24 protein-coding genes are annotated in these 23,300 nt (G+C 71.3%); 10 read left to right on the top strand and 14 right to left on the bottom strand.

Translation table 11 applies throughout. From position 1 onward, the window contains the following. Positions 1-38: 38 nt before the first annotated feature. Positions 39-1,031, bottom strand: coding sequence for a magnesium/cobalt transporter CorA (gene corA / locus OHB13_RS06010; RefSeq protein WP_266858624.1), 993 nt, complete (start codon positions 1,029-1,031; stop codon positions 39-41). Positions 1,032-1,189: 158 nt separating this feature from the next. On the opposite strand from corA, the gene OHB13_RS06005 reads away from it, so the two are divergent. From OHB13_RS06005 to mshC, 4 genes are all read left to right on the top strand, one after another. Continuing rightward, the gene (locus tag OHB13_RS06005; RefSeq protein ID WP_266858626.1) at positions 1,190-1,876 is read left to right on the top strand and encodes a histidine phosphatase family protein; all 687 of its coding nucleotides are present in this window, start codon (positions 1,190-1,192) and stop codon (positions 1,874-1,876) included. 73 nt (positions 1,877-1,949) lie between these two features. Beyond that, positions 1,950-2,540, top strand: a complete 591-nt coding sequence (locus tag OHB13_RS06000; protein ID WP_266858628.1) for a DUF3090 domain-containing protein — start codon at positions 1,950-1,952, stop codon at positions 2,538-2,540. Beyond that, positions 2,504-3,322 carry an SCO1664 family protein gene (locus OHB13_RS05995; protein WP_266858630.1) on the top strand — a complete coding sequence of 273 codons (819 nt, stop codon included), beginning with the start codon at positions 2,504-2,506 and terminating at the stop codon, positions 3,320-3,322. The genes OHB13_RS06000 and OHB13_RS05995 overlap by 37 nt, the downstream gene beginning before the upstream one ends. Before the next feature lie 153 nt (positions 3,323-3,475). Further along, the gene (mshC, locus tag OHB13_RS05990; protein ID WP_266858632.1) at positions 3,476-4,705 is read left to right on the top strand and encodes a cysteine--1-D-myo-inosityl 2-amino-2-deoxy-alpha-D-glucopyranoside ligase; all 1,230 of its coding nucleotides are present in this window, start codon (positions 3,476-3,478) and stop codon (positions 4,703-4,705) included. Between the two features lie 109 nt (positions 4,706-4,814). On the opposite strand, the gene OHB13_RS05985 is transcribed toward mshC, so the two are convergent. After that, a complete protein-coding gene (locus OHB13_RS05985) occupies positions 4,815-5,837 on the bottom strand; it encodes a PAC2 family protein (protein ID WP_328376104.1) in 1,023 nt (340 codons plus the stop codon). A gap of 311 nt (positions 5,838-6,148) precedes the next feature. Between OHB13_RS05985 and OHB13_RS05980 the strand changes: the two genes are divergently transcribed. The 5 genes from OHB13_RS05980 to OHB13_RS05960 all read left to right on the top strand — a co-directional run bounded on the left by OHB13_RS05980 (position 6,149) and on the right by OHB13_RS05960 (position 11,961). Further along, a complete protein-coding gene (locus OHB13_RS05980) occupies positions 6,149-7,474 on the top strand; it encodes an enolase C-terminal domain-like protein (RefSeq protein WP_328376102.1) in 1,326 nt (441 codons plus the stop codon). Next, positions 7,471-8,250: an SDR family NAD(P)-dependent oxidoreductase gene (locus OHB13_RS05975; protein WP_266858637.1), complete on the top strand. Its 780-nt coding sequence runs from the start codon at positions 7,471-7,473 to the stop codon at positions 8,248-8,250. The genes OHB13_RS05980 and OHB13_RS05975 overlap by 4 nt, the downstream gene beginning before the upstream one ends. A 104-nt stretch (positions 8,251-8,354) precedes the next feature. Continuing rightward, positions 8,355-9,392, top strand: a complete 1,038-nt coding sequence (locus OHB13_RS05970; RefSeq protein WP_266858639.1) for a sugar ABC transporter substrate-binding protein — start codon at positions 8,355-8,357, stop codon at positions 9,390-9,392. A gap of 2 nt (positions 9,393-9,394) precedes the next feature. Continuing rightward, entirely contained in the window at positions 9,395-10,930 is a 1,536-nt protein-coding gene (locus tag OHB13_RS05965; protein WP_328376099.1) for a sugar ABC transporter ATP-binding protein, read from the top strand. After that, positions 10,927-11,961 carry an ABC transporter permease gene (locus OHB13_RS05960; protein ID WP_328376097.1) on the top strand — a complete coding sequence of 345 codons (1,035 nt, stop codon included), beginning with the start codon at positions 10,927-10,929 and terminating at the stop codon, positions 11,959-11,961. Before OHB13_RS05965 ends, OHB13_RS05960 begins: the two co-directional genes overlap by 4 nt. A gap of 119 nt (positions 11,962-12,080) precedes the next feature. Here OHB13_RS05960 and OHB13_RS05955 read toward each other — a convergent pair whose 3' ends face one another. Beyond that, a complete protein-coding gene (locus tag OHB13_RS05955) occupies positions 12,081-12,752 on the bottom strand; it encodes a FadR/GntR family transcriptional regulator (RefSeq protein ID WP_266858645.1) in 672 nt (223 codons plus the stop codon). A 185-nt stretch (positions 12,753-12,937) separates the two neighbouring features. Here OHB13_RS05955 and OHB13_RS05950 point away from each other — a divergent pair, with 185 nt between their 5' ends. Continuing rightward, positions 12,938-13,492, top strand: coding sequence for a MarR family winged helix-turn-helix transcriptional regulator (locus tag OHB13_RS05950; RefSeq protein ID WP_266858646.1), 555 nt, complete (start codon positions 12,938-12,940; stop codon positions 13,490-13,492). On the opposite strand, the gene OHB13_RS05945 is transcribed toward OHB13_RS05950, so the two are convergent. From OHB13_RS05945 to OHB13_RS05895, 11 genes are read right to left on the bottom strand one after another with little or no spacing between them, the layout of a single operon-like run. After that, the gene (locus tag OHB13_RS05945; RefSeq protein WP_266858648.1) at positions 13,405-14,700 is read right to left on the bottom strand and encodes an MFS transporter; all 1,296 of its coding nucleotides are present in this window, start codon (positions 14,698-14,700) and stop codon (positions 13,405-13,407) included. The genes OHB13_RS05950 and OHB13_RS05945 overlap by 88 nt on opposite strands. Continuing rightward, the gene (locus OHB13_RS05940; RefSeq protein WP_328376094.1) at positions 14,697-15,701 is read right to left on the bottom strand and encodes an aromatic ring-hydroxylating dioxygenase subunit alpha; all 1,005 of its coding nucleotides are present in this window, start codon (positions 15,699-15,701) and stop codon (positions 14,697-14,699) included. Before OHB13_RS05940 ends, OHB13_RS05945 begins: the two co-directional genes overlap by 4 nt. Position 15,702: 1 nt before the next feature. Beyond that, positions 15,703-15,927 (bottom strand): recombinase-like helix-turn-helix domain-containing protein, encoded by a 225-nt coding sequence (locus OHB13_RS05935; protein ID WP_328376092.1) that lies wholly within the window; start codon positions 15,925-15,927, stop codon positions 15,703-15,705. A 53-nt stretch (positions 15,928-15,980) separates the two neighbouring features. Further along, positions 15,981-16,928, bottom strand: a complete 948-nt coding sequence (locus OHB13_RS05930) for a PDR/VanB family oxidoreductase (RefSeq protein ID WP_328376090.1) — start codon at positions 16,926-16,928, stop codon at positions 15,981-15,983. A 10-nt stretch (positions 16,929-16,938) separates the two neighbouring features. Continuing rightward, the gene (locus OHB13_RS05925; protein WP_328376088.1) at positions 16,939-18,564 is read right to left on the bottom strand and encodes a thiamine pyrophosphate-binding protein; all 1,626 of its coding nucleotides are present in this window, start codon (positions 18,562-18,564) and stop codon (positions 16,939-16,941) included. Between the two features lie 10 nt (positions 18,565-18,574). Continuing rightward, positions 18,575-19,363 carry an SDR family oxidoreductase gene (locus OHB13_RS05920; protein ID WP_328376086.1) on the bottom strand — a complete coding sequence of 263 codons (789 nt, stop codon included), beginning with the start codon at positions 19,361-19,363 and terminating at the stop codon, positions 18,575-18,577. Positions 19,364-19,380: 17 nt separating this feature from the next. Continuing rightward, the gene (locus tag OHB13_RS05915; RefSeq protein ID WP_266858658.1) at positions 19,381-20,121 is read right to left on the bottom strand and encodes an SDR family oxidoreductase; all 741 of its coding nucleotides are present in this window, start codon (positions 20,119-20,121) and stop codon (positions 19,381-19,383) included. Beyond that, positions 20,121-20,642: a cupin domain-containing protein gene (locus OHB13_RS05910; RefSeq protein ID WP_328380221.1), complete on the bottom strand. Its 522-nt coding sequence runs from the start codon at positions 20,640-20,642 to the stop codon at positions 20,121-20,123. Before OHB13_RS05910 ends, OHB13_RS05915 begins: the two co-directional genes overlap by 1 nt. Positions 20,643-20,695: 53 nt before the next feature. Then, positions 20,696-21,490, bottom strand: coding sequence for an alpha/beta fold hydrolase (locus OHB13_RS05905; protein ID WP_328376084.1), 795 nt, complete (start codon positions 21,488-21,490; stop codon positions 20,696-20,698). After that, the gene (locus tag OHB13_RS05900) at positions 21,487-22,275 is read right to left on the bottom strand and encodes an aspartate dehydrogenase domain-containing protein (protein WP_328376082.1); all 789 of its coding nucleotides are present in this window, start codon (positions 22,273-22,275) and stop codon (positions 21,487-21,489) included. Before OHB13_RS05900 ends, OHB13_RS05905 begins: the two co-directional genes overlap by 4 nt. Continuing rightward, positions 22,272-23,294: a VOC family protein gene (locus tag OHB13_RS05895; protein ID WP_328376080.1), complete on the bottom strand. Its 1,023-nt coding sequence runs from the start codon at positions 23,292-23,294 to the stop codon at positions 22,272-22,274. Before OHB13_RS05895 ends, OHB13_RS05900 begins: the two co-directional genes overlap by 4 nt. Positions 23,295-23,300 lie beyond the last annotated feature (6 nt).

The following is a 23,300-nucleotide window of genomic DNA, read 5'->3' as shown; positions in this document are numbered from 1 at the left end:
CCGGGCCCGCCGGGCAAGCGGCCCCCGGCCGTCCCGTCTCAGAGCCAGCCGCGCCGTTTGAACTGCCGGTGCAGGGCGAAGACGACCGCGGCCATCAGCGCGATCACCGCCGGATAGGCCCAGGTCCACTTCAGTTCCGGCATGTGCTGGAAGTTCATGCCGTAGATACCGGCGACCATGGTCGGCACCGCAGCCATCGCCGCCCAGGCCGAGATCTTGCGCATGTCGTCGTTCTGCCGGACGCCCATCTGCGCCAGATGCGCGGAGAGGATGTCGGACAGCAGCCGGTCCAGCCCCTCCACCTGCTCGTTGGCGCGGGTCAGATGGTCGCCCACATCCCGGAAGAACGGCTGCGAGTGTTCGTGCACGAACGGCACCCCGGCCCCCGCCAGCCGGGTCATGGGGGCCGCCAGCGGCCCGCTGGCACGGCGGAATTCGAGCACCTGCCGCTTGAAGGTGTAGATCCGCGACGCGATGTTCTTCGAATCGCCGCCGTTGGGGGCGAAGACCTCGGCCTCCAGCTCCTCCAGGTCGGTCTGGAGCTCCGCGGCCACGTCGATGTAGTGGTCGACGACGGTGTCGCTCACCGCGTACATGATGGCCGTGGGGCCGTGCTTGAGCACCTCGTGCTCCTGCTCAAGGCGTTTGCGCACGGCGGCGAGCGGGGCACCCGCACCGTGCCGCACCGTCACCACGAACGAGTCGCCGAGGAAGAGCATCAGCTCGTCGGTGGTCACGGTGTCGCTGTCGGCGTCGTACATCACCGGCTTCAGCACCATGAAGAGCGTCTCGTCGTAGACCTCCAGCTTGGGCCGCTGGTGGGCCCGCAGGGCATCCTCCACCGCCAGCTGGTGCAGCTTGAACTCGCTGCTGACCAGGTCGAATTCCTCCTGCGTCGGCTCGTGCAGCCCGACCCAGAGAAAGGCGTTCCCGTCCGCGCGTGCTTCGGCGAGGGCGTCGGAGAGGTCCGGCGGCCCCTCTATGCGGCGTCCGTCCCGGTAGATGGCGCAATCGACAATCACGGCGCGCATTCTTCCCTGACCGGGCCGCCCGTGCACGCCCGGGGGGCCGCATCCGGGCCGCACCGGGCGCCGCAGGCCGCCCGGCGGGCCCCGTGGTCCACCGTCCGGATCGGGCCGGACCCGGTGGGCCCGGCCCGATCCGGACGGAAGGCCCTAGGCTGGCCGCCATGGCCACGCTGATTCTTGTACGGCACGGACGCTCCACCGCCAACACCTCCGGAGTGCTCGCGGGCCGGACGCCGGGCGTCTCCCTCGACGAGCGGGGTGTCGCCCAGGCGGCCGGGCTGCCGGACCGGCTGGCCGGGCTGCCGCTCGCCGCCGTCGTCACCAGCCCGCTGCAGCGCTGCCGCGAGACCGTCGCGCCGCTGCTGGCCGCCAGGCCGGAGCTGACGCTGCACACCGAGGACCGCATCAGCGAGTGCGACTACGGCGACTGGTCGGGGCGCAAACTCGCCGAACTCGGCGACGAACCGCTGATGAGGACCGTGCAGCAGCACCCGTCGGCCGCAGCGTTCCCCGGCGGCGAGTCGATGCGCGCGATGCAGGCGCGGGCCGTCGACGCCGTCCGGGACTGGAACGCCCGGATCGACGCCGATCACGGCGAGGACGCGGTGTACGCGATGTGTTCGCACGGCGACATCATCAAGTCGGTGATCGCCGATGCACTCGGTATGCACCTCGACCTCTTCCAGCGGATCCACGTCGACCCGTGTTCCCTCACGGCCATCCGCTACACCGCGGTGCGGCCCTTCGTCCTGCGGCTCGGCGACACCGGGGAGTTCGGCTCGCTGGCGCCGCGCGAGAGCGCCCCGGGATCGGACGCGGCTGTCGGTGGTGGCGCGGGCGCGCCGTGATCGCTCCGCGCAGTAGGGTGGGCGGGCCGTAAACCGGACCACCCCGCAGCCGAACCCCCATGGAGATCAGGACGTGTCCCGTCAGGTGTACTTCTACGACCCGCCGGACCGCTTCGTTGCCGGTACGGTCGGGCTGCCTGGGCGCCGTACGTTCTTCCTTCAGGCGTCGTCCGGGCCCCGCACCACCAGCGTCGCGCTGGAGAAGACCCAGGTGGCAGCGCTCGCCGAGCGTATCGACGAACTGCTCGACGAAGTGGTGCGCAGGACCGGGGGCAACTCCCCGGTGCCCGCGGTCGCCCCGTCCGACGCCGGGGACACCGCCCCGCTGGACGCCCCGGTCGAGGAGGAGTTCCGCGTCGGCACGATGGCGCTGGCCTGGGACGGCGACGAACAGCGCATGATCATCGAGGCTCAGGCCCTCGTCGAGCTGGACGCGGACACCGACGAAGACCTCGCGGAAGCCGAGGAACGGCTCCTCCAGGACGACGAGAACGGCCCGCCGATGCTCCGCGTGCGGCTGACCGGCGCGCAGGCCAGGGCCTTCGCCAAGCGCGCGCTCGACGTCGTGAACGCGGGACGGCCGCCGTGCCCCCTGTGCAGCCTGCCGCTCGACCCGGAGGGACACGTATGCCCGCGCCAGAACGGATACCGCAGGGGGGCGTGACGGCCACCCGGCTCCTCCTGGAGGGGGAGCTGACGGTACGCGGACGGGTGCGCGAGGCATCCAACGCGGTGCTCTACTGCTCGGTCGCGTACGAGGGCCGGGAAGCGGCCTGTGTGTACAAACCGGTGGCCGGTGAACGGCCGCTGTGGGACTTCCCCGACGGGACGCTCGCCCAGCGCGAGGTGGCGGCGTACGAGGTCTCCGAGGCGACGGGGTGGGGATTCGTCCCGCCGACGGTGCTGCGTGACGGGCCGTACGGCGAGGGCATGTGCCAGCTGTGGATCGAGTCCGCCGCCGAGCCGTCGCTGCTGGGTCTCGTCGAGGAGGACGAGCCCGCCGAGGGCTGGAAGGCCATCGGCTTCGCCGAAGTGGGCGAGGGCAGGACGGCGCTGCTGGTGCACGCGGACGACGAGCGGCTGCGGCGGCTCTCGGTGCTCGACGCGGTGATCAACAACGGCGACCGCAAGGGCGGTCATCTGCTGCCGACCGACGAGGGGCGGCTCTACGGCATCGACCACGGAGTCACCTTCAACGCCGACGGCAAACTGCGGACGCTGCTGTGGGGCTGGGCGGGCGAGCCGCTGACGCCCGAGACGGCCGGGGTACTGGACAAGCTCGCGGTGGAGCTGGCGCCCGGTACCGGGCTCGCGGAGCGGCTGGCGGGGCTCATCACCGGGACGGAGCTGGAAGCGCTGCGAGGGCGCGTGGGGGCGCTCCGGGAGGCCGGCCTGCACCCCGTACCCAGCGGTGACTGGCCGGCGATCCCCTGGCCGCCTGTGTAGGGCGTACGGTTCCGGCCCCGGCACCGCGTCACGCAGCTCCGGATCACGCGGGCCTGTATCACGTACGCACCCCACTCGCGCAAGGGTGCCGATTCGGCCAACGTCGGCACTCCGGTTCGTTGTCGGAACTGACGTCCGGTTACGCTCGTGTACATGTATGCCTGGCCCGCTTCTGAGGTTCCCGCCCTGCCCGGCAAGGGCGCCGACCTCCAGATCCACTCCACCGCGACCGGCGGACGAGTAACCCTCGACCCCGGCCCCGTCGCCCGCATCTACGTCTGCGGCATCACGCCGTACGACGCGACGCACATCGGTCATGCGGCGACCTACAACGCGTTCGACCTCGTTCAGCGCGTGTGGCTCGACACCAAGCGGCAGGTCCACTACGTCCAGAACGTGACCGACGTGGACGATCCGCTGCTGGAGCGGGCCGTACGCGACGGCGAGGACTGGACCGAGCTCGCGGAGCGCGAGACGGCACTCTTCCGCGAGGACATGACCGCGCTGCGGATGCTCCCGCCGCAGCACTTCATCGGAGCGGTCGAGGCCATACCCGGCATCGTGCCGCTCGTCGAGCGGCTGCGTGACTGCGGGGCAGCCTACGAACTCGAAGGCGACATCTACTTCTCCGTGGAGAGCGACCCGCACTTCGGTGAGGTGTCGAACCTGGACGCGGAGGCGATGCGGCTGCTCTCGGCCGAGCGCGGCGGCGACCCCGAGCGGCCCGGCAAGAAGAACCCGCTGGACCCGATGCTCTGGCTGGGTGCCCGTGAGGGCGAGCCGAGCTGGGACGGCGCCTCCCTGGGCCCCGGCAGGCCCGGCTGGCACATCGAGTGCGTGGCCATCGCCCTCGACCACCTCGGGATGGGCTTCGACGTCCAGGGCGGCGGTTCCGACCTCGCCTTCCCGCACCACGAGATGGGCGCTTCGCACGCTCAGGTGCTGACCGGCGAGCACCCGTTCGCCCAGGCCTATGTGCACGCCGGCATGGTCGGTCTGGGCGGCGAGAAGATGTCCAAGTCCAAGGGCAATCTGGTCTTCGTGTCGAAGCTGCGCCACGAAGGCGTGGACCCGGCCGCGATCCGGCTCGCCCTGCTGGCCCACCACTACCGCTCGGACTGGGAGTGGACGGACCAGACCCTCCAGGACGCCGTGGAGCGGCTCGGCCGCTGGCGCGCCGCTGTCTCCCGGCCCGACGGACCGTCCGCCGACGCCCTGATCGAGGAGATCAGGCAGGCGCTCGCCGACGACCTCGACGCGCCCGCCGCGCTGCGCGCCGTGGACCGCTGGGCGGCTCTTCAGCAGTCCGGCGGCGGTACTGACGAGGGTGCGCCTGGCCTGGTGTCGCGCGCCGCCGACGCCCTGCTCGGAGTGGCCCTGTAAGGACGCCCCGCTCTTTCCCCGTCGCCCCCGGACTCCACAGGAGCCCGGGGGCGATTCCGTTCCGCAGGACCGGGATTACGGTCTGCCCCCGGAGGGGCCGCCGCCCTCATCAGTCCTCGGAGGAGTCCTCCGGGCCGTTCTCGTCGTCCGTCGGCTTGTTGCTCCCCGGGTCGGGCCGCTGCGGCTTCGGGGGCCGGGAGCGGTTGCCGGGGCCGGAGCTGTCCCGCCGGTAGTTGCTGCCCTCGCCGCCGTCCGTGGCGTGTCCGCCGCCGGCCTGGCCCGGTCCTGGACCGCCGTCACGGCGGCGCAGATACCGCTCGAACTCCCGGGCGATGGCCTCGCCGGACGCCTCGGGGAGCTCCGCGGTGTCGCGTGCCTCCTCCAGCGTCTGGACGTACTCCGCCACCTCGCTGTCCTCCGCGGCCAGTTGGTCCACGCCGACCTGCCAGGCCCGTGCGTCCTCGGGCAGTTCGCCCAGCGGGATCCGCAGGTCGATCAGGTCTTCCAGCCGGTTCAGCAGAGCGAGCGTCGCCTTCGGGTTGGGCGGCTGCGACACGTAGTGCGGAACGGCGGCCCAGAGGCTCACCGCGGGCACACCGGCGTGGGTGCACGCCTCCTGGAGGATGCCGACGATGCCGGTCGGACCCTCGTACCGCGTCTCCTCCAGGTCCATCGTCCTGGCCAGATCCGCGTCCGACGTGACTCCGCTGACCGGCACCGGCCTGGTGTGCGGGGTGTCGCCGAGCAGCGCGCCCAGGATCACCACCATCTCGACGCCCAGTTCATGGGCGAAGCCCAGGATCTCGTTGCAGAACGAGCGCCAGCGCATGGACGGTTCGATCCCCCGGACCAGCACCAGGTCGCGCGGCTTGTCGCCGGTCACCCGGATCACGGAGAGCCGGGTCGTCGGCCAAGTGACCTTGCGTACCCCGCCGTCCAGCCACACCGTGGGCCGGTTGACCTGGAAGTCGTAGTAGTCCTCGGCGTCGAGCGCCGCGAACACCTCGCCCTTCCACTCCCGGTCCAGATGGGCGACCGCGGTGGAGGCTGCGTCGCCGGCGTCGTTCCAGCCCTCGAACGCGGCCACCATGACCGGGTCGATCAGCTCGGGAACCCCCTCGAGCTCGATCACCCAGTGCCTCCCTCCGAAGTTCTTCTCTTACGGACCAACCTTACGGCTTCCCGGGTGCCCGGACGCAGCCCTTGCGCACGCCCCCGTACAACCCGGCGTACGTCCCGGCGTGCACCGGGTTGTACGTCCCGGCAACTGGACGAGCCGTTCCGGCAGTCTGCCCATATCGAACCGATTCATCCGAGCTGTACCGGTCAAATTTCGTCCCACCTCTGGACGCTGCGGCATGTACGGGGCTATACATCGGATGACAAATTAAAGGTCCGATGTTCTTAACGGTTCTTACCAACGTTCTTACCAAGGGAGTGTGGATGAGTCCGACCGTCACGGGGTTCGAGGTCCACGACATCCGATTCCCCACCTCGGAACAGCTCGACGGCTCGGACGCCATGAACCCGGACCCCGACTACTCGGCGGCCTATGTGGTGCTCAGCACCGATCTGCCGGGCGGTGTCGCGGGACATGGCTTCTGTTTCACCATCGGGCGCGGCAACGACGTCATCGCCGCCGCCATCGAAGCGCTGCGGCCCTACGTGGAGGGGCGGCCCGCGCCGCTCACCGCCGCCGGGCTCGCGGAGCTGCACCACGATCTCACCCACGACTCGCAGCTGCGCTGGCTCGGCCCCGAGAAGGGGGTGATGCACATGGCGGCGGGCGCGGTCATCAACGCCGCCTGGGACCTGGCGGCCACCGTCGCCGGCAAGCCGGTCTGGGAGTTCCTGGCCGGGATGACACCGGAGGAGCTCGTCTCGCTGGTCGACTTCCGCTATCTGACCGACGCCCTCACCCCCGACGAGGCCCTCGCCATCCTGCGCGCCGCCGAACCCGGCCGCGCCGAACGGGCCGCCCTGCTGTGCGCCGACGGCTACCCCGCGTACACCACGTCGCCCGGCTGGCTCGGGTACTCCGACGAGAAGCTGGTGCGGCTCGCCCAGGAGGCGGTCGACGCCGGCTTCGGACAGATCAAGCTGAAGGTCGGCGCCGACCTGGACGACGACGTCCGCAGGATGAAGCTGGCCCGCGCGGCCGTCGGCCCCGGCATCCGGGTCGCCGTGGACGCCAACCAGCGCTGGGACGTCGCGGACGCGCTGCGGTGGATGGACGCGCTCGCGCCGTACGACCCGCACTGGATCGAGGAGCCGACCAGCCCCGACGACATCCTGGGCCACGCGGCGGTCAGATCCGGGCAGCCCGTGAAGGTCGCCACCGGTGAGCACGTCGCCAACCGGGTCGTCTTCAAGCAGCTGCTCCAGGCCGGCGCCGTCGACTTCGTACAGATCGACGCGGCCCGGGTCGCCGGAGTCAACGAGAACCTCGCGATCCTGCTGCTCGCGGCCAAGTTCGGCGTCCCGGTCTGCCCGCACGCGGGCGGCGTCGGACTGTGCGAGCTGGTCCAGCACCTGGCGATGTTCGACTTCGTCGCCGTGTCGGGCAGCCAGGACGACCGCGTCATCGAGTACGTGGACCATCTGCACGAACACTTCACCGACCCCGCGGTGATCGAGGGCGGACGCTATCTGGCGCCCCGCGCCCCGGGCTTCTCCGCCCGTATGCACCCCGCTTCCCTCGCCGCACACCGCTACCCCGACGGGCCCGTCTGGCAGGCCCGCCGCACCACCGAGGAGGTCAACTCGTGACCACTGCACGCGACTTCGAAGGGCTCGGCGCCCTGGTCACCGGCGGAGCTTCCGGCATCGGAGCCGCCATCGCCACCGAGCTGCTCGCCCGGGGCGCCCGGGTCGCCGTACTCGACCGCGAGACCGAGGGAGCGCCGGACGGCACCCTCGCGCTCAAGGCGGACGTCACCGACGACGGCGCGGTACGGGAGGCGGTCGACGCCGCGGCGGCCGAGTTCGGCGCACTGCACACGGTGGTGTCCAACGCGGGCATCGGCGCCGTCGGCACGGTCGCCGACAACCCCGACGACGAGTGGCAGCGGGTCCTGGACATCAACGTCCTCGGTATGGTCCGCACCGCCCGCCACGCGCTGCCGCACCTGCGCCGTTCGGCCGCCGAGCGGCCCGGCTGCGTCTCCGTCACCCACACCTGCTCGATCGCCGCGACCGCCGGCCTGCCGCAGCGCGCCCTCTACAGCGCCAGCAAGGGCGCGGTCCTCTCGCTGACCCTGGCCATGGCGGCCGACCACGTACGGGAGGGCATCCGGGTCAACTGCGTCAACCCCGGTACCGCGGACACCCCGTGGGTCGGGCGGCTGCTCGGCCAGGCCGACGACCCGGCCGCCGAGCGCGCGGCGCTCAACGCCCGCCAGCCCACCGGCCGGCTGGTCACCGCCGAAGAGGTGGCGGCGGCCGTCCTCTACCTCGCGAGCCCCGCGGCGGCGGCCGTCACCGGGACGGCACTCGCGGTCGACGGCGGAATGCAGGGACTGCGCCTGCGCCCCGCCGCCGACTGAGCAGAAGCGAACGCACTGAACACACGCACTGAACACACGCACTGTGCACACCGGGCCGCACGGCCGACAGAGCATCAAGCGCCACTATCAAGGACGGGACACCAATGAGAGTGCGTACAACGAGTGCGGCGGCCTGCGCCGTACTGCTGGCCGTGACCGCCCTCGCGGGCTGCAACCGCGACTCCGGCAGCGGTTCGGAGGACAAGAAGGTCGGCATCGATCTGCCGCGCAGCGACAGCGACTTCTGGAACTCCTACCAGCAGTACATCAAGAAGGGCGTCGCGGCCGGTGAGGTCAAGGCGCTCCCGCTGACCAACTCGCAGAACGACATCGGCAAGCTCGTCGCCAACGTCCAGACGTTCAGCGACCAGGGCGCCAAGGCCGTCGTGATGGCGCCGCAGGACACCGGGGCCATCGCCTCGACGCTGCAGAACCTCAACAAGAAGAAGATTCCCGTCATCAGTGTCGACACCCGCCCCGACAAGGGCGACGTCTACATGGTGGTCCGCGCAGACAACCGCGCGTACGGCGAGAACGCCTGCAAGTACCTCGGCAAGCAGCTGAAGGGCAAGGGCAAGGTCGTCGAGTTCCAGGGCGACCTGTCGTCGATCAACGGCCGGGACCGCTCCGTCGCCTTCAAGTCCTGCATGACCAAGAACTTCCCCAAGATCAAGGTCTTCGAGCTGGCCACCGACTGGAAGGGCGATGTCGCATCGGCCAAGCTCCAGTCCACGCTGGCCGCCAACCCCGACATCAACGGGATCTACATGCAGGCGGGCGGTGTCTTCCTGCAGCCCACGCTCGCGCTCCTGGAGCAGAAGAAGCTGCTGAAGCCGGCCGGCACCAAGGGCCACATCACGATCATCTCCAACGACGGCATCCCGGAGGAGTTCGACGCGATCAAGGCCGGGAAGATCGACGCGACCATCTCCCAGCCCGCCGACCTCTACGCCAAGTACGCGCTGTACTACGCCAAGGCGGCCGTCGACGGCAAGAAGTTCAAGGTGGGCCCGACCGACCACGACTCCCACATCATCAAGATCCCGAACGGCTACGAGGACCAGCTCCCCGCGCCGCTCGTGACCAAGGCCAATGTGAACGACCCGAAGCTGTGGGCCAATCAGCTGGGGAAGAAGAACTGACGATGCCCGATGCACCCGCGGTTCATGCGCAGGGCATCGTCAAGCGCTTCGGTCCCACCGTCGCACTCGACGATGTCCGCCTGACAGTCCAGCCCGGTGAGTCGCACGCCCTGGTCGGGCGCAACGGCGCCGGAAAGTCCACCCTCGTCAGCGTCATCACCGGACTCCACAAGCCGGACGCGGGGACGGTCACCTTCAGCGGTGAGCCCGCGCCCGCCTTCGGCGACACCATGGCCTGGCAGTCGAAGGTCGCCTGTGTCTACCAGAAGTCCATGGCCGTCCCCGATCTCACCGTGGCCGAGAACCTCTTCCTGAACAACTTCGGCATCGACCGCGGTGCGCGGGGCGGCCGCTGGATCAGCTGGTCCGGGCTGCGCAAGCGGGCCGCGGCGCTGCTCGCCGAGTACGGGGTGAACATCGACCCCAGCACCCGCGCGAAGGACCTCTCCGTCGAACAGGTGCAGTTCGTGGAGATCGCCCGCGCGCTGTCCTTCGGGGCCCGGCTGATCATCCTCGACGAACCCACCGCTCAGCTCGACGCACGGGGGATCCAGAGCCTGTTCACCAAGCTCAGGGACCTCCAGAGCCAGGGGGTGGCGTTCCTCTTCATCTCGCACCACCTCCAGGAGGTGTACGAGCTGTGCACCGCGGTCACGGTCTACCGCGACGCCCGGCACGTCCTGACGGCGCCCGTCGCCGAGCTGGGCAAGGCCGATCTGGTCGCCGCCATGACCGGTGAGTCCGTGACGGGCCCGGTGGCCTGGCACGCGGCCTCCGGTGCCGGGCCGACGGCCGCGACCGGGACGGAGGAGCCCGTCCTGCGCACCGAAGGGCTCGCTGTCGACGGCGAGTTCGAGCCGCTGGACATCGAGGTGCACCCCGGTGAGGTGCTGGGTATCGCGGGCGCCGCGGCCAGTGGCAACACCGCGCTGGGGGAGACGCTCGTCGGTATGCGCAGGGCGACCTCCGGGCGGGTCTCGGTCCGGGGCCGCGAGGTCAGACCGGGCAGCGTGCCGCACGCCCTGAACGCGGGGATCGGCTACATCCCGGAGGACCGGCACCGCCAGGGTCTGGTCCTGGAGCGCAGCGTGGCGGAGAACGCCACCCTGACGGTCGCCGACCAGCTGGGGCCGTGGGGGACCGTACTCCCCTCCCGTACCCGGGAGTTCGCGAGGACGATGATCTCCTCGCTGGACATCAAGACCACCGGGCCCGACCAGAAGGTCTCCGGGCTCTCCGGCGGCAACCAGCAGAAGGTGGTGGTGGCCCGCGCGCTGGCCCGTAACCCCAGCACGCTGGTGGCCGTACGGCCGACGGCCGGCGTGGACATCAAGTCCAAGGACTCGCTCCTGGGCGTGGTGCGGCGGGTCGCCGACGAGGGCAACGCCGCCGTGATCATCTCCGACGAACTCGACGACCTGCGGGTGTGCGACCGGGTGGTCGCGCTCTTCCACGGGCGGGTGGTCGCCGAATACGACAGTGGGTGGACGGACGGGGAACTGGTCGCCGCCATGGAAGGTGTGGGGGAACGGGCATGACCGACACGATCCGGCCGGCAGCGGCCGAGGAGACCAAGGGCCAGGTGAGCCCGGTACGCGCCAGGCTGGCCCTGGTCCGCTGGAGCGATTTCTCGCTCGTGCCGGTGATCCTGGTGCTGATGGTGATCGGATTCATCGTCTCACCGGTGTTCCTGACGTCCCAGAACCTGATCAACGTCATCCAGCAGTCCTCCGAACTCAGCCTGCTGGTGCTGGCCCAGGCCTTCATCCTGATCTGCGGGCGGATGGACCTGTCACTGGAGTCGACGATCGGTATCGCGCCGGTCATCGCGCTGTGGCTGGTGCTGCCCTCGTCGGGCGACCGGTTCACCGGTCTGGGGCTGCTGCCCGCCTGGACGGCGATCCCGCTCTGCCTGCTCGCGGGTCTCGCGATCGGCGCGTTCAACGGCTTCCTGATGCTCAAGCTGCGCGTCAACGGCTTCATCGCGACGCTGGGCATGCTGATGATGCTCCGCGGGCTGCACATCGGGATCACCGAGGGCAAGTCGATCATCGATGTCCCGGCCTCGTTCAGCTACCTGGGCAGGGCCTCCTGGCTCGGCGCCCCCGCCGCGGTCTGGATCTGCCTGGCGCTGTTCGCCATCGGCGGGGCCGCGCTGGCGTGGACCCGGCACGGCCGGTCGCTGTACGCCATCGGCGGCAACCCGGAGGCGGCCCGCGCGGCCGGTATCCGGGTGGACCGGGTCACCTGGATCGTGCTGGCGATCGGCGGGCTGCTCGCGGCCTTCGCCGGAATCCTCTACACCGGCCACTACGGTTCGGTCGGCGCGGCCCAGGGCAAGGACATGATCTTCCAGGTCATGGCGGCCGCGGTCATCGGCGGCATCGGGCTGAAGGGCGGCCGGGGCACCATCTTCGGCGCGCTCACCGGTGTGCTCGCCCTCCAGCTGGTGGTCAATGTGATGACGCTCGCCGGGGTGCCCGGCCAGTGGGAGACGTTCCTCAACGGCGCGATCATCATCATCGCGCTGATCGCCTCCCGCTTCGCGAGCGGTGAGGAGCAGGACTGACGGAGGCGCCACCCCGGCCCGCCCCGGGACGTACACCCAGGGCGCGCCACCGGGACGCACTCGCAGTACGGGGCCCCCGGGGCCTGGCCATCGCGGCCCGGCCCCGGGGGCCCCCGTACTCACAGGGTCGAGCGCAGCCACTGCTCGACGCTGGCGATGTGCACCGTGGCCCAGGACCGGGCCGCTTCGGCGTCCCGGTCCCTGAGCGCCGTCAGGATGGCGCGGTGCTCGTGGAGCGTACGGCTCACCGCGTCCTCCTGGGTCAGTCCCCGCCACACCCGGGCGCGGGTGGTGGGCCCGGAGAGGCTGTCGAGCAGCGAGCAGAGCACCGAGTTCCCCGAGCTCTGCACGATGCCCCGGTGGAACTCCAGGTCGCCGGCGACCAGTTCCTCCACGGAGGGCTGCGGGCCGAGCGCGTCCAGCTGGGCGCTGAGCGCCTCCAGCTCCTCCTCGCTGATCCGGTGCGCGGCCATCGCCGTCGCGGCAGGCTCCAGGATGCGGCGTACGGCCAGGAACTCCAGCACGGTGTCGTCCCGGTGGAAGTCCACGACGAAGCTCATCGCTTCGAGGAGCAGCTGGGGATCGAGACTGGTGACGTACGTGCCGTCGCCCTGCCGCACGTCGAGGATGCGGATCAGCGAGAGCGCGCGCACCGCCTCGCGCAGCGAGTTGCGCGAAAGGCCGAGATCCGCGGCGAGTTCGCTCTCCTTGGGCAGCCGGTCGCCTGGCCGCAGTGCGCCCGAGACGATCATTTCCTTGATCTTCTCGATGGCCTCGTCGGTCACAGCCATGGGAACCTCGCCTCAACAGACATCCGATGTATCTGCTGATTATGGCTCCTCCGGGGCCGCTCGCGCACGCGGGTCCGGGTAACCCGCAGGACCGGAGTGTGCAACACCTGTGCGAGCCGACATATTTCAGGGCTAAGATTTCAACCTTGTACGGCGTTGTGAGAGCGACAGGGAGGCTGCGGCGCATGGCCGGGAAGAAGGCGGCGGGGGCACATCAGGATGCTGTCGCGTCCATTGTGGGGGACTGGGCGAGGGAGCGTCCCGAGCTGGACACCGCGCCCCTGGAGGTCCTCGCGAGACTGCACCGCACCTTTCTCCGGTACAGCACCAGGCTCACCACCGCGATCGACCGGCACGGGCTCTCGGTGGCGGGCTTCGACGTACTGACCGCGCTGCGCAGGGCCGGTGCGCCCTACCGGCTGACGGCGGGCCAGCTCGCCGACTCGGGTCTGGTGTCGTCGGCCGGGGTGACGCTGCGGATCGACCGGCTGGAGAAGGACGGTCTGATCGTCCGGGAGCGCGACGCCGAGGACCGCCGCGTCGTCTACTCGCGCCTCACCGACGCCGGGCTCGCCAAGGTGGACGAGGTGTTCGCCGAGCATCTCGACAACGAACGCCGGATGCTCGGCGGCCTCACTCCCGCGGAGTGCCGTCAGCTGGCACGGTTGCTGTCCAGGCTGGAGCGGTCCATCACCGAATCGGACGTCGACGAGGCGGCACCGGACTCCGCGTCGGGCTGAGGGACCGGCCGGAGCAGCAGCCAGGTGCCGCACACCAGCGTCACCGCCTGGGTGGCGGCCAGCAGCGCGTAGCCGGCAGCGAATCCCCGGCCGCCGAGCAGCCCCATCACGGCGCCCATCGCCATCGGCATGAACGCCGAGACGAGATTGCCGATCCCGTTCACGACCCCGTAGGCGCTGCCGACGGCGCCGGCCGGCGCGGCCTGCTGCACCAGCGTCGGGATCGCCGGACCCTGTAGCCCCCAGAAGCCGTTGGCGAGCACCAGCCCGGTGGCGGCGAGCCAGGCGGAGTCCGCCCCGATGACCAGCAGGACGCAGCCCCCGGTCCCGATACTGCCGACGACGAACAGCAGCGGGAGACGGCGCGGGGGCAGCCGGTCCAGCAGCCAGCCGCCCAGAAAGCCGGAGGCGAGGCTCAGCAGGAACGGCAGGGCCGCCACCGCCCCCATCGCGGCCAGCGAGAAGTGGCGCTCCTGGAGCAGGTACGACGGCAGCCAGGCGCTGCTGCCCCAGAGATACGCGAGCGTGGCGATCTCTATCAGCAGGATGCCCCCGAGCCGCGGTGTGCGCAGGGCCTGTCGGAGCGTCGCTCCGAAGGACCGCCGCCCCGTCGTCCCCGTCGTCCGCCGGGTGCCCCGTCCCCGGACGAACAGCGCGATCAGCGGCAGCCCCACCACGGCGTTCAGGGCGGCGAGCAGCAGGAACGAGCTGTGCCAGTCGAAGCGGTTGACGAGATACGTGATCAGCGGCAGCCCCACCGCGGTCCCCAGCGAGACCCCCATCGAGGTCACCGCGTTGGGCTTGCCCACCGCGCCGGGCGTGAAGTGCTCACTCACATACATCGTCTTGAGCGAGAACAGCGGTCCCTCCGCCATGCCGAGGAACGCCCGCAGCACGACCAGCACGACCGCGCCCAGTGCGTACGGCGAGACCAGGGTGAGCACCGACCAGAGGGCGACGCTCAGCAGGAGGCCGCGGCGCACACCCAGCAGGGACTCGTACAGCGGGGTGAGGAAGAACGCGGCCAGCCCGTACCCCACGAGGAAGGCTGTCATCAGGGCGCCCTGCGCCACCCGGTCGCCGGTGATCCCGAAGTGACCGGTGAAGGCCCGGTCGGTGATCAGCACCGACACATTGACCCGGTCGATGTACGAGATCAGCACGATGACCAGGAGACTCAGGACGCCCAGCCAGCGGCGGGTGATCACCGCGGTGCGCCCTGCGCCTCGGCCTCCGCCCGGTACATCCGGCGCAGCCGGACCACGCCCAGGTCGTGCTGGTACAGGTTCTCCCGCTGGTCGGCGTCGGCCGGCATGGCCTCCAGCATCACCCGGTCCTGTTCGAGCACCTCCCAGTGGCGCTTCTCGATCAGCGTCCGGTACAGGAAGCGCCAGCTGTCCCGCTGCCAGCCCTCGACCTTGCGGTAGCGCCAGAAGAAGACACCCGTACGGTTCTCGTCCACCGGGCAGACCATCCCGACGATGCCGAACGGGCCGCCGGGGCCCGCCGACGGCGGGTAGGGGATCGACAGGTCGACCCAGTCGACCCCGGTCCTGCACAGCTCGACCCAGTCGAAGTTGACACCGCGCTGGTCGGTCTTCTCGAAGAAGTAGCCGCGGTCCGTCTCCCGGATCCGGAACTTGGCCGTGGTGTCGCCGTCGAACATCGTGTGCGACTCGTGGTGCAGGAACGCGCCGTGCATCGGGTCGAGCAGGTTCTCCACCGCGTACCGCCAGGGGCCGTTCCACTCCGCGTAGCAGAGGAACGAGTCGGTGCCCGGGTCGGTGAGGGGCTCCGGCAGCGTCAGCGGCGCCGGTTCGGGGTGCTCGTCGTCGCCGAAGTACGCGAGCACCGCGCCGCCCACCTCGCGCACCGGCAGGCTCCTGACGAGTTTCTTGCCCTCCAGATTGCAGCCGGGCAGCCCCGGCACGGAGGAGACCGTGCCGTCGGTCTCGATCTCCAGGCCGTGGTACCAGCAGGCCACCCGGTCGCCCAGGTGCTTGCCCAGCGAGAGCGGCGCGCCCCGGTGCGGACAGCGGTCCGCGAGCATGCTCAGTGTCGAGTCGGAGCGGCGGAACAGCAGCCACTGCTCACCGAGCACGGTGACCTTGCGCATCGCGCCCGGTGCGACGAAGCGGGAGGGCACGACGGGGTGCCACTGGTTGCGCAGGCCGGTGGCGTAGATGTGGTCGGCGGTCAGAGTGGTCATGTCACGCTCCCAGTCGGTTGATCTCGTCGCGGAAGGACCGCTCGGTCCACGGGGCGCCGTCGGGGGAGTGCACCTGGCGGGCGTTGAGCCCCCGTACGACGTCGGCCAGTTCATGGCCCTCGTGGGTGAAGACCTCTTCGAGCGCCGAGGCCAGCCGGTACTCGTAGGGGGTGGGCTCATGGGTGCGTGACTGATGTACGTCCAGGTAGGGCCAGTCGGTGGTCACAGTGCCTCCAGGAGGGGTTCGGGGTTGCACGGCCTCCGCCGTGACAGGGGTCGTCAGAGGTCGAGTACGAGAGGTCCCGAGGCGCAGCGCGACACGCAGATCATCATGGTCGCGTTCGACGCGTGCTCGGTCTCGCTGAGGACGAAGTCCCGGTGGTCCGGGGTGCCTTCGAGCACCCGGGTCTCGCAGGTCCCGCAGATGCCGTCCCGGCAGGAGCTGCCGACGGGAATGCCCGCGGCCTCGACGGCCGCCAGTACGGTGGTACCGCTGCCGACCGCGACGGTGACGCCGGAGGCCCGGCACTCCACGTCGAAGGCCGTGTCGTCCCCGGCCGGCTCGACGGCCGGTGCGGCGAACCGCTCCACCCGCAGCAGCCCGGCCGGGCAGACCGCCTCCACGGCCTTGAGCAGTGGCTCCGGCCCGCAGCAGTACACCAGCGTGCCGGGACCCACGCCGTCCAGTGCCGACGCCAGGTCGATGTGTCCCAGCTCGTCCTGCGGATGCCGGAGCACGTCCCCGCCGCCGAGCGCCGCCAGTTCGGAGCCGAACGCCATGGACGCCCGCGTCCGGCCGCCGTGCACCAGGGTGTACGGAACAAACCTGCGCGCGGCCTCCCGGGCCATCGGCAGGATCGGGGTGATGCCGATGCCGCCCGCGATGAAGACGTAGCGCTCCGCCCCGTCCAGCGCGAAGTGGTTCCTCGGCCCGGCGGCGGTGACCCGCTGGCCGGGGCGCAGCCGGGTGTGCACATACCGTGAACCGCCGCGCGACGACGGCTCGTCGAGCACGCCGATGCGGTATCCGGACAGATCGTGCGGGTCCCCGCAGAGCGAGTACTGCCGGGTCAGCCCGCCGATCTCCAGATCGAGATGGGCACCGGGCTCCCAGGCCGGCAGCGGCTTGCCGTCCGGGTGGACGAGAACGACCGAGAGGACGCCGTCGGCCTCCAGGGTCATGGTGCGGACAAGAAGTTCGAGCCGGGGTTCGCTTGGCGCGTCCATGGTGGCCTCCCTACGCCGTGGGGATCGTGACGGGCGGGGTGAACGGGTTCTTCATCGGGCCGAGTTCGGCCAGGTCGACCTCGACGAGCACAGGGCCGCCGGAAGCCACCGCGTGTTCGAGCACCGGGTGCGCGTGCTCCGCGGCCGCTATGCGGGCGTACGGGAGGCCGCAGGCGCGGGCCAGCTGCTCGAAGTCCGGGGTGGCCAGATCGACTCCGGACCGCCGCTCGCTGTAGCGGTCCTGCATATTGCGGAGCACGCCGTAGCCGCCATCGTTGAACACGATCAGGGTCAGGGCCGGGCGCTCCTGGGCGAGGGTGAGCAGTTCGCCGAGGTGGACCGCGAGGCCGCCGTCGCCGGCCAGTACCACGGTGGGGGTGTCCGGCCGGGCGAGCGCCGCCCCGATGCCCATGCCGAGGCCCTGTCCGATGCCGCCGCCGCGCGGGAACACATTGGACCGGGGGTCGTACATCTCCAGCAGACGGTTGCCCCAGCTGCTGGACGCGATGGTGACATCGCGGGCGACGACCGCCTCGCGGGGCAGCACCGCCCGCAGCGCGTCACAGACCGCCGCCTGCGGCCCGATGGAGTCGTGCAGCAGGGCCCGTACCTCCTCGCGTACGGCAGTGACCCGCGCCGTCCAGTCCGGTTCCGCCCGGCGCGCGTACGGCAGCAGGGACTCCAGTACGTCGGCCGCGCGCCCGTGCAGGGCATGGCGCGCCGGGTAGACGCGGCCCGGTGCGGCCGGGTCGACATCCAGCTGGATATGGGCCGTGGGCAGTTCGAGGGTGTAGTCGGCGGTCTCGTTGGACCGGAAGTGCGTGCCGACGGTGAGCAGGACGTCCGCGTCGGCGAGCAGGGCGCGCCCCGCGGGCGTGGTGGCGAAGTTGCCGATGACCGCCGGGTGGTCCTCCGGCACCGCTCCCCGCCCCGAGTTGGACGTCAGCAGGCCCGCGCCGGTCGCCGCGAGCAGCGCCGTGAGCTGCGGTCCGGCCCCGGTCGCCCCGCCGCCCGCCCAGATCAGCGGGCGCCGTGCGGACGCCAGCAGCGCGGCGGCGGCGGCGAGTTCGGCCGCTTCGGGCACCGGGTGCGGGTCGTCGGCGGGCGCCGCGCCGGTGTCGGTCTGCGCCGCGTACTGGAGATCCACCGGCCACTCGACGCTGCCGGGCCCGCCCGGAGCGGTGAGCGCGGCGCGGGCCGCCTCGCGCAGCACCCGGCCCGCGTCATCGGCCGATGTGACCGTCGCGGCGTACGCGGAGACCGCACGCAGCATCGAGAGCTGGTCCTTGGTCTCATGGATGAAGCCGCGACCGCTGCCCAGGTAGGCGCTGTCGATCTGCCCGGTGACGTGCAGGACCGCCGTGCCCGAGCTGAGCGACTCGATGAGCGAGCCGGCCGCGTTGCCCGCCCCGGTGCCCGTGGAGGTGAGCGCGCAGCCGATCGAGCCGCGCGCCCTGCCGTAGGCGTCGGCGGCGCTGACGGCGGTGGCCTCGTGCCGCACGGGCACGAAGCGCAGCTCCCGGTCGACGGCCTCGACCAGCGGCAGATTGTGCACGCTGACGATGCCGAAGACCGTGTCGATGCCGAGTTCACGCAGGACGGCGACGAGGAGATCGCCTCCGGTGGTGTAACGCATGGTGGTCTCCTCAGAGGATGGAGCGGCCGACGCCGCCGCAGACGTCGATGCCGGTGCCGGTGATGTACGAGGCGCGGGGCGAGAGCAGGGACACCACCGCGTAGGCGACCTCATCGGCGCGGCCGAGCCGGGCGAGCGAGACCCCGCGGTCGGCGGCCAGCTCCGCCTGCCACCGCTCGTACGACAGGGAGGTGCCGGACGCCGCGTGGCGGCGGGTCCACTGCCCGGTGTCGACCAGGCCCAGGCAGACCGAGTTGACCCGGATGCCGTCCGGGGCCAGCTCCTGCGAAAGGGACTTGGAGAGGTTGAGGATCCCGGCGCGGGCGGCGCTGGTGGTGATGAGCCGGGGTTCGGGCTGTTTGGCGAGTACCGCGTTGATGTTGACGACCGAGGCGACCGGCGAGGCACGCAGCAGGGCGAGCCCCGCGTGCAGCGGGTTGAGGACGCCGGCGAACTTCAGCTCCAGCTCGTCCCGCCAGTCCTCCGCCGTGCTCTCGGCGAAGTTCTTCATCCGCGACTGGCCGGCGTTGTTGACGAGTCCGTCCAGCGCGCCGAAGTGCTCCGCCGTGCGCTCGGTGAAGCGGCGGACCGCTCCGGCGTCCCGGACGTCGCAGACTCCGGTGAGCAGTCGGTCGCCGCCCGCGCCGAGACCGGCCGCGGCCGCGGCGAGCCGGTCCGCGTCGCGGCCGCAGGTGGCGACGTTGGCGCCTTCGTCGAGCAGGGCGCGGACCGTGGCCAGGCCGACGCCCGAGCTGCCGCCGGTCACCAGTACGGTGCGGTCGGCGAGGCCCAGATCCATATCAGTTGCTCCGATGGTCAGTTCATGGTGAAGCCGCCGTTGACGGCGATCACCTGTCCGGTGAGATAACGGGACTCGGCGCCCAGCAGGTACGAGACGAGCCCCAGCAGGTCGTCGGGGCGCTGCGGGCGTGAGATGGCCCGGTTGGCGCGGTACAGCTCATGGCGCTCGGCCGGTACGGACTCGGTGGCCTCGCCCTCGGTGATGCCGGGCGCCACCGCGTTCACGGTGATGCCCCGGTCGCCGAGTTCCCGGGCCATCGCCCGGGTGAGCGCGATCACGGCGCCCTTGGACGTGACGTAGTGGGCGAGCCGTACGGAGCCGTACAGCGCGGCGTCGGACGCGAGATGGACGATGCGACCGCCGTCGCCGTGCGCCAGCAGCTGGGGCAGCAGCGCACGGGAGACCAGCCAGGGGGAGCGGGCGTTGACGGCCATCAGCCGGTCCCACTCCGCGACGGTGATGTCCTGGAACTCCTTGCCGCCCACGCCGTTGGCGAGCGCCGCGTTGTTGACGAGACCGTGCAGCGGGCCGAGCCCGGCGACGGCCGACGCGAGGGCGTCGACCGATGCGGGGTCCGCCACGTCGCACTGGACGAAGTGGGCGTCCAGGCCCTCGTCGCGCAGCGCGCGGGCCGCCGATTCGCCGCGTTCCCGGTCCAGTTCGGCGACCACGGTGCGGAAGCCGTCCTGGCCCGCCCGGCGGGCCATGGCCAGTCCGAGGCCACGGCCGGCGCCGGTGATGACGACAGTGCGCATCAGTCGCGGGTCACGCCGTGCATCGGCGAGTGCTCGGGGTAGGTCGGGACCTGCGGCTTCTGCGTGCCGATGACGACGCAGAACAGCGCGTCGGTGTCGCCCTCGTTCTTCAGCGAACGCGCCACGCCCGCCGGGACCACGATCATGTCGCGGTAGCCGAGCGTGCGGTACTCCGCCTCGCTGTCACCGCGGTGGATCCCGACGCGCACCTTGCCCTCCAGGACGAAGAAGGCCTCCTCGACGTCGTGGTGGGTGTGCTCGGGGCCCTCGGCGCCCGGCGGCAGCAGCATGTTGGAGAAGGTGAAGCCGCCGGACGGCAGGATCCGGTTGTCACCGTCGTGGTTGCCGGTCGCGCCGGAGCCGACGTAGCGGATCTGCGCGCGCCGGTACTGGTCACCGGCCTTGGCCTGGAACGCCAGGGTGTCCCAGTCGGGCTCGCGGGAGTCCTTCGTGGCGATCAGGGAGTCGGTGTAGCCGGCGAGGTCGCCGCCGTTGTCGTACTCGGTGGTGGTGACGGGCATGACGTGCTCCTTCTCGGTGCGGGTGCTGCTCGGGTGGGTGCTGCTGGGGTGGGTCATTCGGGGATCTGTGCGGTGATACGGAGGTGGGAGAGGACCCAGGCGTTGAAGGCCCGGGGCTGCTCCTGGTTGGCCAGGTGACCGGCGTCCTTGACGATCACGTAGGCGGACTTGTGGAGGGAGCCCGCGATGAGCTGGCTCGCCTCGACGCCGGTGACCCGGTCCTGGTCGCCGCAGATGACCAGGGCTGGGGCGGTGATCCCGGCGAGTTCGGTACGGAGGTCGGCTGCGGCCATCGCCTCCGCGGCGTAGCCGTAGCCGGGCAGCCGGACGGCGCCGGCCATGGTGTCGACGACCCGCCGCACCAGCTCCGGGGGCGCCATCGCGGAGACGAGCCGCGGTCCGCGCTGCTCGGCGAAGGCCCGCGGCCCGGCGGCTTCCAGCTCGGCCGCCCGTCCGCGCATCGCCGCCGCCTTCGCCGGGTCGGTGCCCGAACCGGCGCTGGAGTCGGCGACGATCAGCGAGGCGACCAGCCCGGGGTGGCGGGCGGCCAGCCGCAGTGCGATGACCCCGCCCCAGGAGACGCCCAGCACATGGGCGCTGCCGCCGCGCTCCTCGATGAGCGCCGCCGCCGCGTCCGCGTAGCCGTCGAGCGTCAGCGGGCCCCGCGGGTCGGGGGACGCCGCGTAGCCGGGCGCGTCCCAGGCCACCACCCGGACGTACGCGGAGAGTTCCGCGAGCTGCGGGGCGAAGGCGGCGGACGACGAGCCGATGCCGTGCAGGCAGAGCAGCAGCGGCCCCGCGGCCCCGGCCTCCGTCACCCGCGGGCCGGCCGCAGGCGCGGCGGTCACAGGATCTGCCCCGTCCGCCCGGCGAGGGCCGCGATGCTGCGCAGCACCGCGTACGGCACGATCCGGCTGGTGGCGGGGTTGCCGGGGTCCGGCAGATGCGCGACCTCGAAGCGGTAGGTCCCCTGCGGGCCGTCGGCCTCGATGAGATGACGGGTACGGTCGGCGCCCGGGTCGGCGACCACCCTGACCCGTACGGAGTCCGGGTCCCCCACGGCGAGGGCCACCGAAGCGGCCACATTCGTCGACTTGGGGAATTTCACCGGGATGTCGCGTGCGGTGCCCGACATGACCTCGACCGGACCGGTCGCCGTCCGCATCCGGGTCAGCAACTCCTCGTCCATCCAGGGCTGTTCGAGGGTCGACGGCAGTTTGGTGGTGGTCAGCCGTATGTCGTGCAGCGGCCCGAGGCCCTGGGCCGCCTGGAGCAGGTCGAGACCCCCGACGGCGCCCGATGTGAAGTACACCCGGCCAGGACCGGCGGCCAGCAGCCGCTTCGCCAGCTCCTCGTCGGTGAGCGCCCCGGTCGACGCGATCAGCAGATCGGTCCCGGACCGCAGGATGCGCTCGGCCCACTCCCGTACGACGCCCTGGCCCGCCGCCTCCACGATCAGATCGCAGCGCTCCAGGGCCTCTTCGAACGTCAGCTGCGGGGCGGGCGCTTCGCCGATCGCGCGGTTGTCCACCACGCAGACCAGTTCGGCGCCTTCGACGGCGCCTGCGGCGAGTGCGGTGCCCACGGTGCGGCCGATGGCGCCCCAGCCGACGAGTCCCACGCTGCGGGTCATACCGGAATCTCCTCGGTGTCGGTGTCGGTGTCGGTGTCGGTGTCGGTGTCGGTGTCGCTGTGGGTCGTTGCTGTGCCGGCGTCGGCACAGGGGGTTGCGGGGGCCGCCGGGGCGGCGAGCGGACCGGGGTCGGGGGTGCCCGCCATCCGGTCGCGGATCTCCGCCGACGGCGGCCCGGCCGTTCCCCAGAGATCGGACAGCTCGGGGGTCCGCCGCCAGACCCGGGCGATCCAGGCGTCCTCCACGATCTGCGCGACCTCCGACGTGTACTCGCAGACGAGCCCCGACGGGTCGGTGAAGTACGAGAAGGTGTTGTCGCCCGGACCGTGCCGGCCGGGGCCCCACTGCGGGACGATGCCGTGGTGACGCAGGCGGCCGAGCCCGCGCATGAAGTGGTCGACCGAACTCATCTCGTACGCCACGTGGTTGAGCGAGGCCCACTCGGCCTGGTTGAAGGCGATGCAGTGGTGGTCGGCGTTGCACCGCAGGAACGCCATCTGGTGCTCGGACCAGTCGGAGACCCGCAGGCCGAGTACGTCGCGGTAGAAGGCGACCGAGGCGTCGATGTCGGTGGTGTTGAGCACGGTGTGGGTGACGCCGACCGGCACCGAGCCGTCCCGGCCGCGCGGTGCGACCGCCTCGACCTCGGCGCTTATCTCGATCAGCCGGTGCTCGGGGTCGGTGAAGCGCAGCCCGTAGCCGCCGCCCACCTGGTCGAGCGGTCCTGGGCCCGCGACCGGGGTGATGCCCCGGGCGAGCAGCCGCCGTGCGGCCTCGTCCACATCGGCCGGTGTCGCCACGGCGAAGGCGATCCGGCCGAGGCCGGTGCGGTCGGCGCGGGTGAGGTGCAGGACGTGGTGCTCGGTTCCGGTGCCGCGCAGCCAGCGCGCACCGGGGCCGGACTCGACGCTCTCCAGGCCCCAGACCTCCTGGTAGAAGTCGGCGGTCTCGGAGAAGGCGGGGGTGAACAGCTCGACGCTGCGCAGCGACCGCAGCCGGGCGATGGGGGGTTGGGGCATGACTGT

Origin of the sequence: Streptomyces sp. NBC_00440 (assembly GCF_036014215.1) — a bacterium.
Classification (GTDB): Bacteria; Actinomycetota; Actinomycetes; order Streptomycetales; family Streptomycetaceae; genus Streptomyces.
The sequence above is the reverse complement of the archived record's forward strand: the minus strand, read 5'-3'. Positions and strand labels throughout refer to the sequence as shown.

Excerpts from the sequence above, each read along its gene's own strand:
- corA (WP_266858624.1), bottom strand. The coding sequence starts at position 1,031 with ATGCGCGCCGTGATTGTCGATTGCGCCATCTACCGGGACGGACGCCGC.
- OHB13_RS06005 (WP_266858626.1), top strand. The coding sequence starts at position 1,190 with ATGGCCACGCTGATTCTTGTACGGCACGGACGCTCCACCGCCAACACC.
- OHB13_RS05995 (WP_266858630.1), top strand. The coding sequence starts at position 2,504 with ATGCCCGCGCCAGAACGGATACCGCAGGGGGGCGTGACGGCCACCCGG.
- mshC (WP_266858632.1), top strand. The coding sequence starts at position 3,476 with ATGTATGCCTGGCCCGCTTCTGAGGTTCCCGCCCTGCCCGGCAAGGGC.
- OHB13_RS05980 (WP_328376102.1), top strand. The coding sequence starts at position 6,149 with ATGAGTCCGACCGTCACGGGGTTCGAGGTCCACGACATCCGATTCCCC.
- OHB13_RS05970 (WP_266858639.1), top strand. The coding sequence starts at position 8,355 with ATGAGAGTGCGTACAACGAGTGCGGCGGCCTGCGCCGTACTGCTGGCC.
- OHB13_RS05965 (WP_328376099.1), top strand. The coding sequence starts at position 9,395 with ATGCCCGATGCACCCGCGGTTCATGCGCAGGGCATCGTCAAGCGCTTC.
- OHB13_RS05960 (WP_328376097.1), top strand. The coding sequence starts at position 10,927 with ATGACCGACACGATCCGGCCGGCAGCGGCCGAGGAGACCAAGGGCCAG.
- OHB13_RS05955 (WP_266858645.1), bottom strand. The coding sequence starts at position 12,752 with ATGGCTGTGACCGACGAGGCCATCGAGAAGATCAAGGAAATGATCGTC.
- OHB13_RS05950 (WP_266858646.1), top strand. The coding sequence starts at position 12,938 with ATGGCCGGGAAGAAGGCGGCGGGGGCACATCAGGATGCTGTCGCGTCC.
- OHB13_RS05940 (WP_328376094.1), bottom strand. The coding sequence starts at position 15,701 with ATGACCACTCTGACCGCCGACCACATCTACGCCACCGGCCTGCGCAAC.
- OHB13_RS05930 (WP_328376090.1), bottom strand. The coding sequence starts at position 16,928 with ATGGACGCGCCAAGCGAACCCCGGCTCGAACTTCTTGTCCGCACCATG.
- OHB13_RS05925 (WP_328376088.1), bottom strand. The coding sequence starts at position 18,564 with ATGCGTTACACCACCGGAGGCGATCTCCTCGTCGCCGTCCTGCGTGAA.
- OHB13_RS05920 (WP_328376086.1), bottom strand. The coding sequence starts at position 19,363 with ATGGATCTGGGCCTCGCCGACCGCACCGTACTGGTGACCGGCGGCAGC.
- OHB13_RS05915 (WP_266858658.1), bottom strand. The coding sequence starts at position 20,121 with ATGCGCACTGTCGTCATCACCGGCGCCGGCCGTGGCCTCGGACTGGCC.
- OHB13_RS05910 (WP_328380221.1), bottom strand. The coding sequence starts at position 20,642 with ATGCCCGTCACCACCACCGAGTACGACAACGGCGGCGACCTCGCCGGC.
- OHB13_RS05900 (WP_328376082.1), bottom strand. The coding sequence starts at position 22,275 with ATGACCCGCAGCGTGGGACTCGTCGGCTGGGGCGCCATCGGCCGCACC.
- OHB13_RS05895 (WP_328376080.1), bottom strand. The coding sequence starts at position 23,294 with ATGCCCCAACCCCCCATCGCCCGGCTGCGGTCGCTGCGCAGCGTCGAG.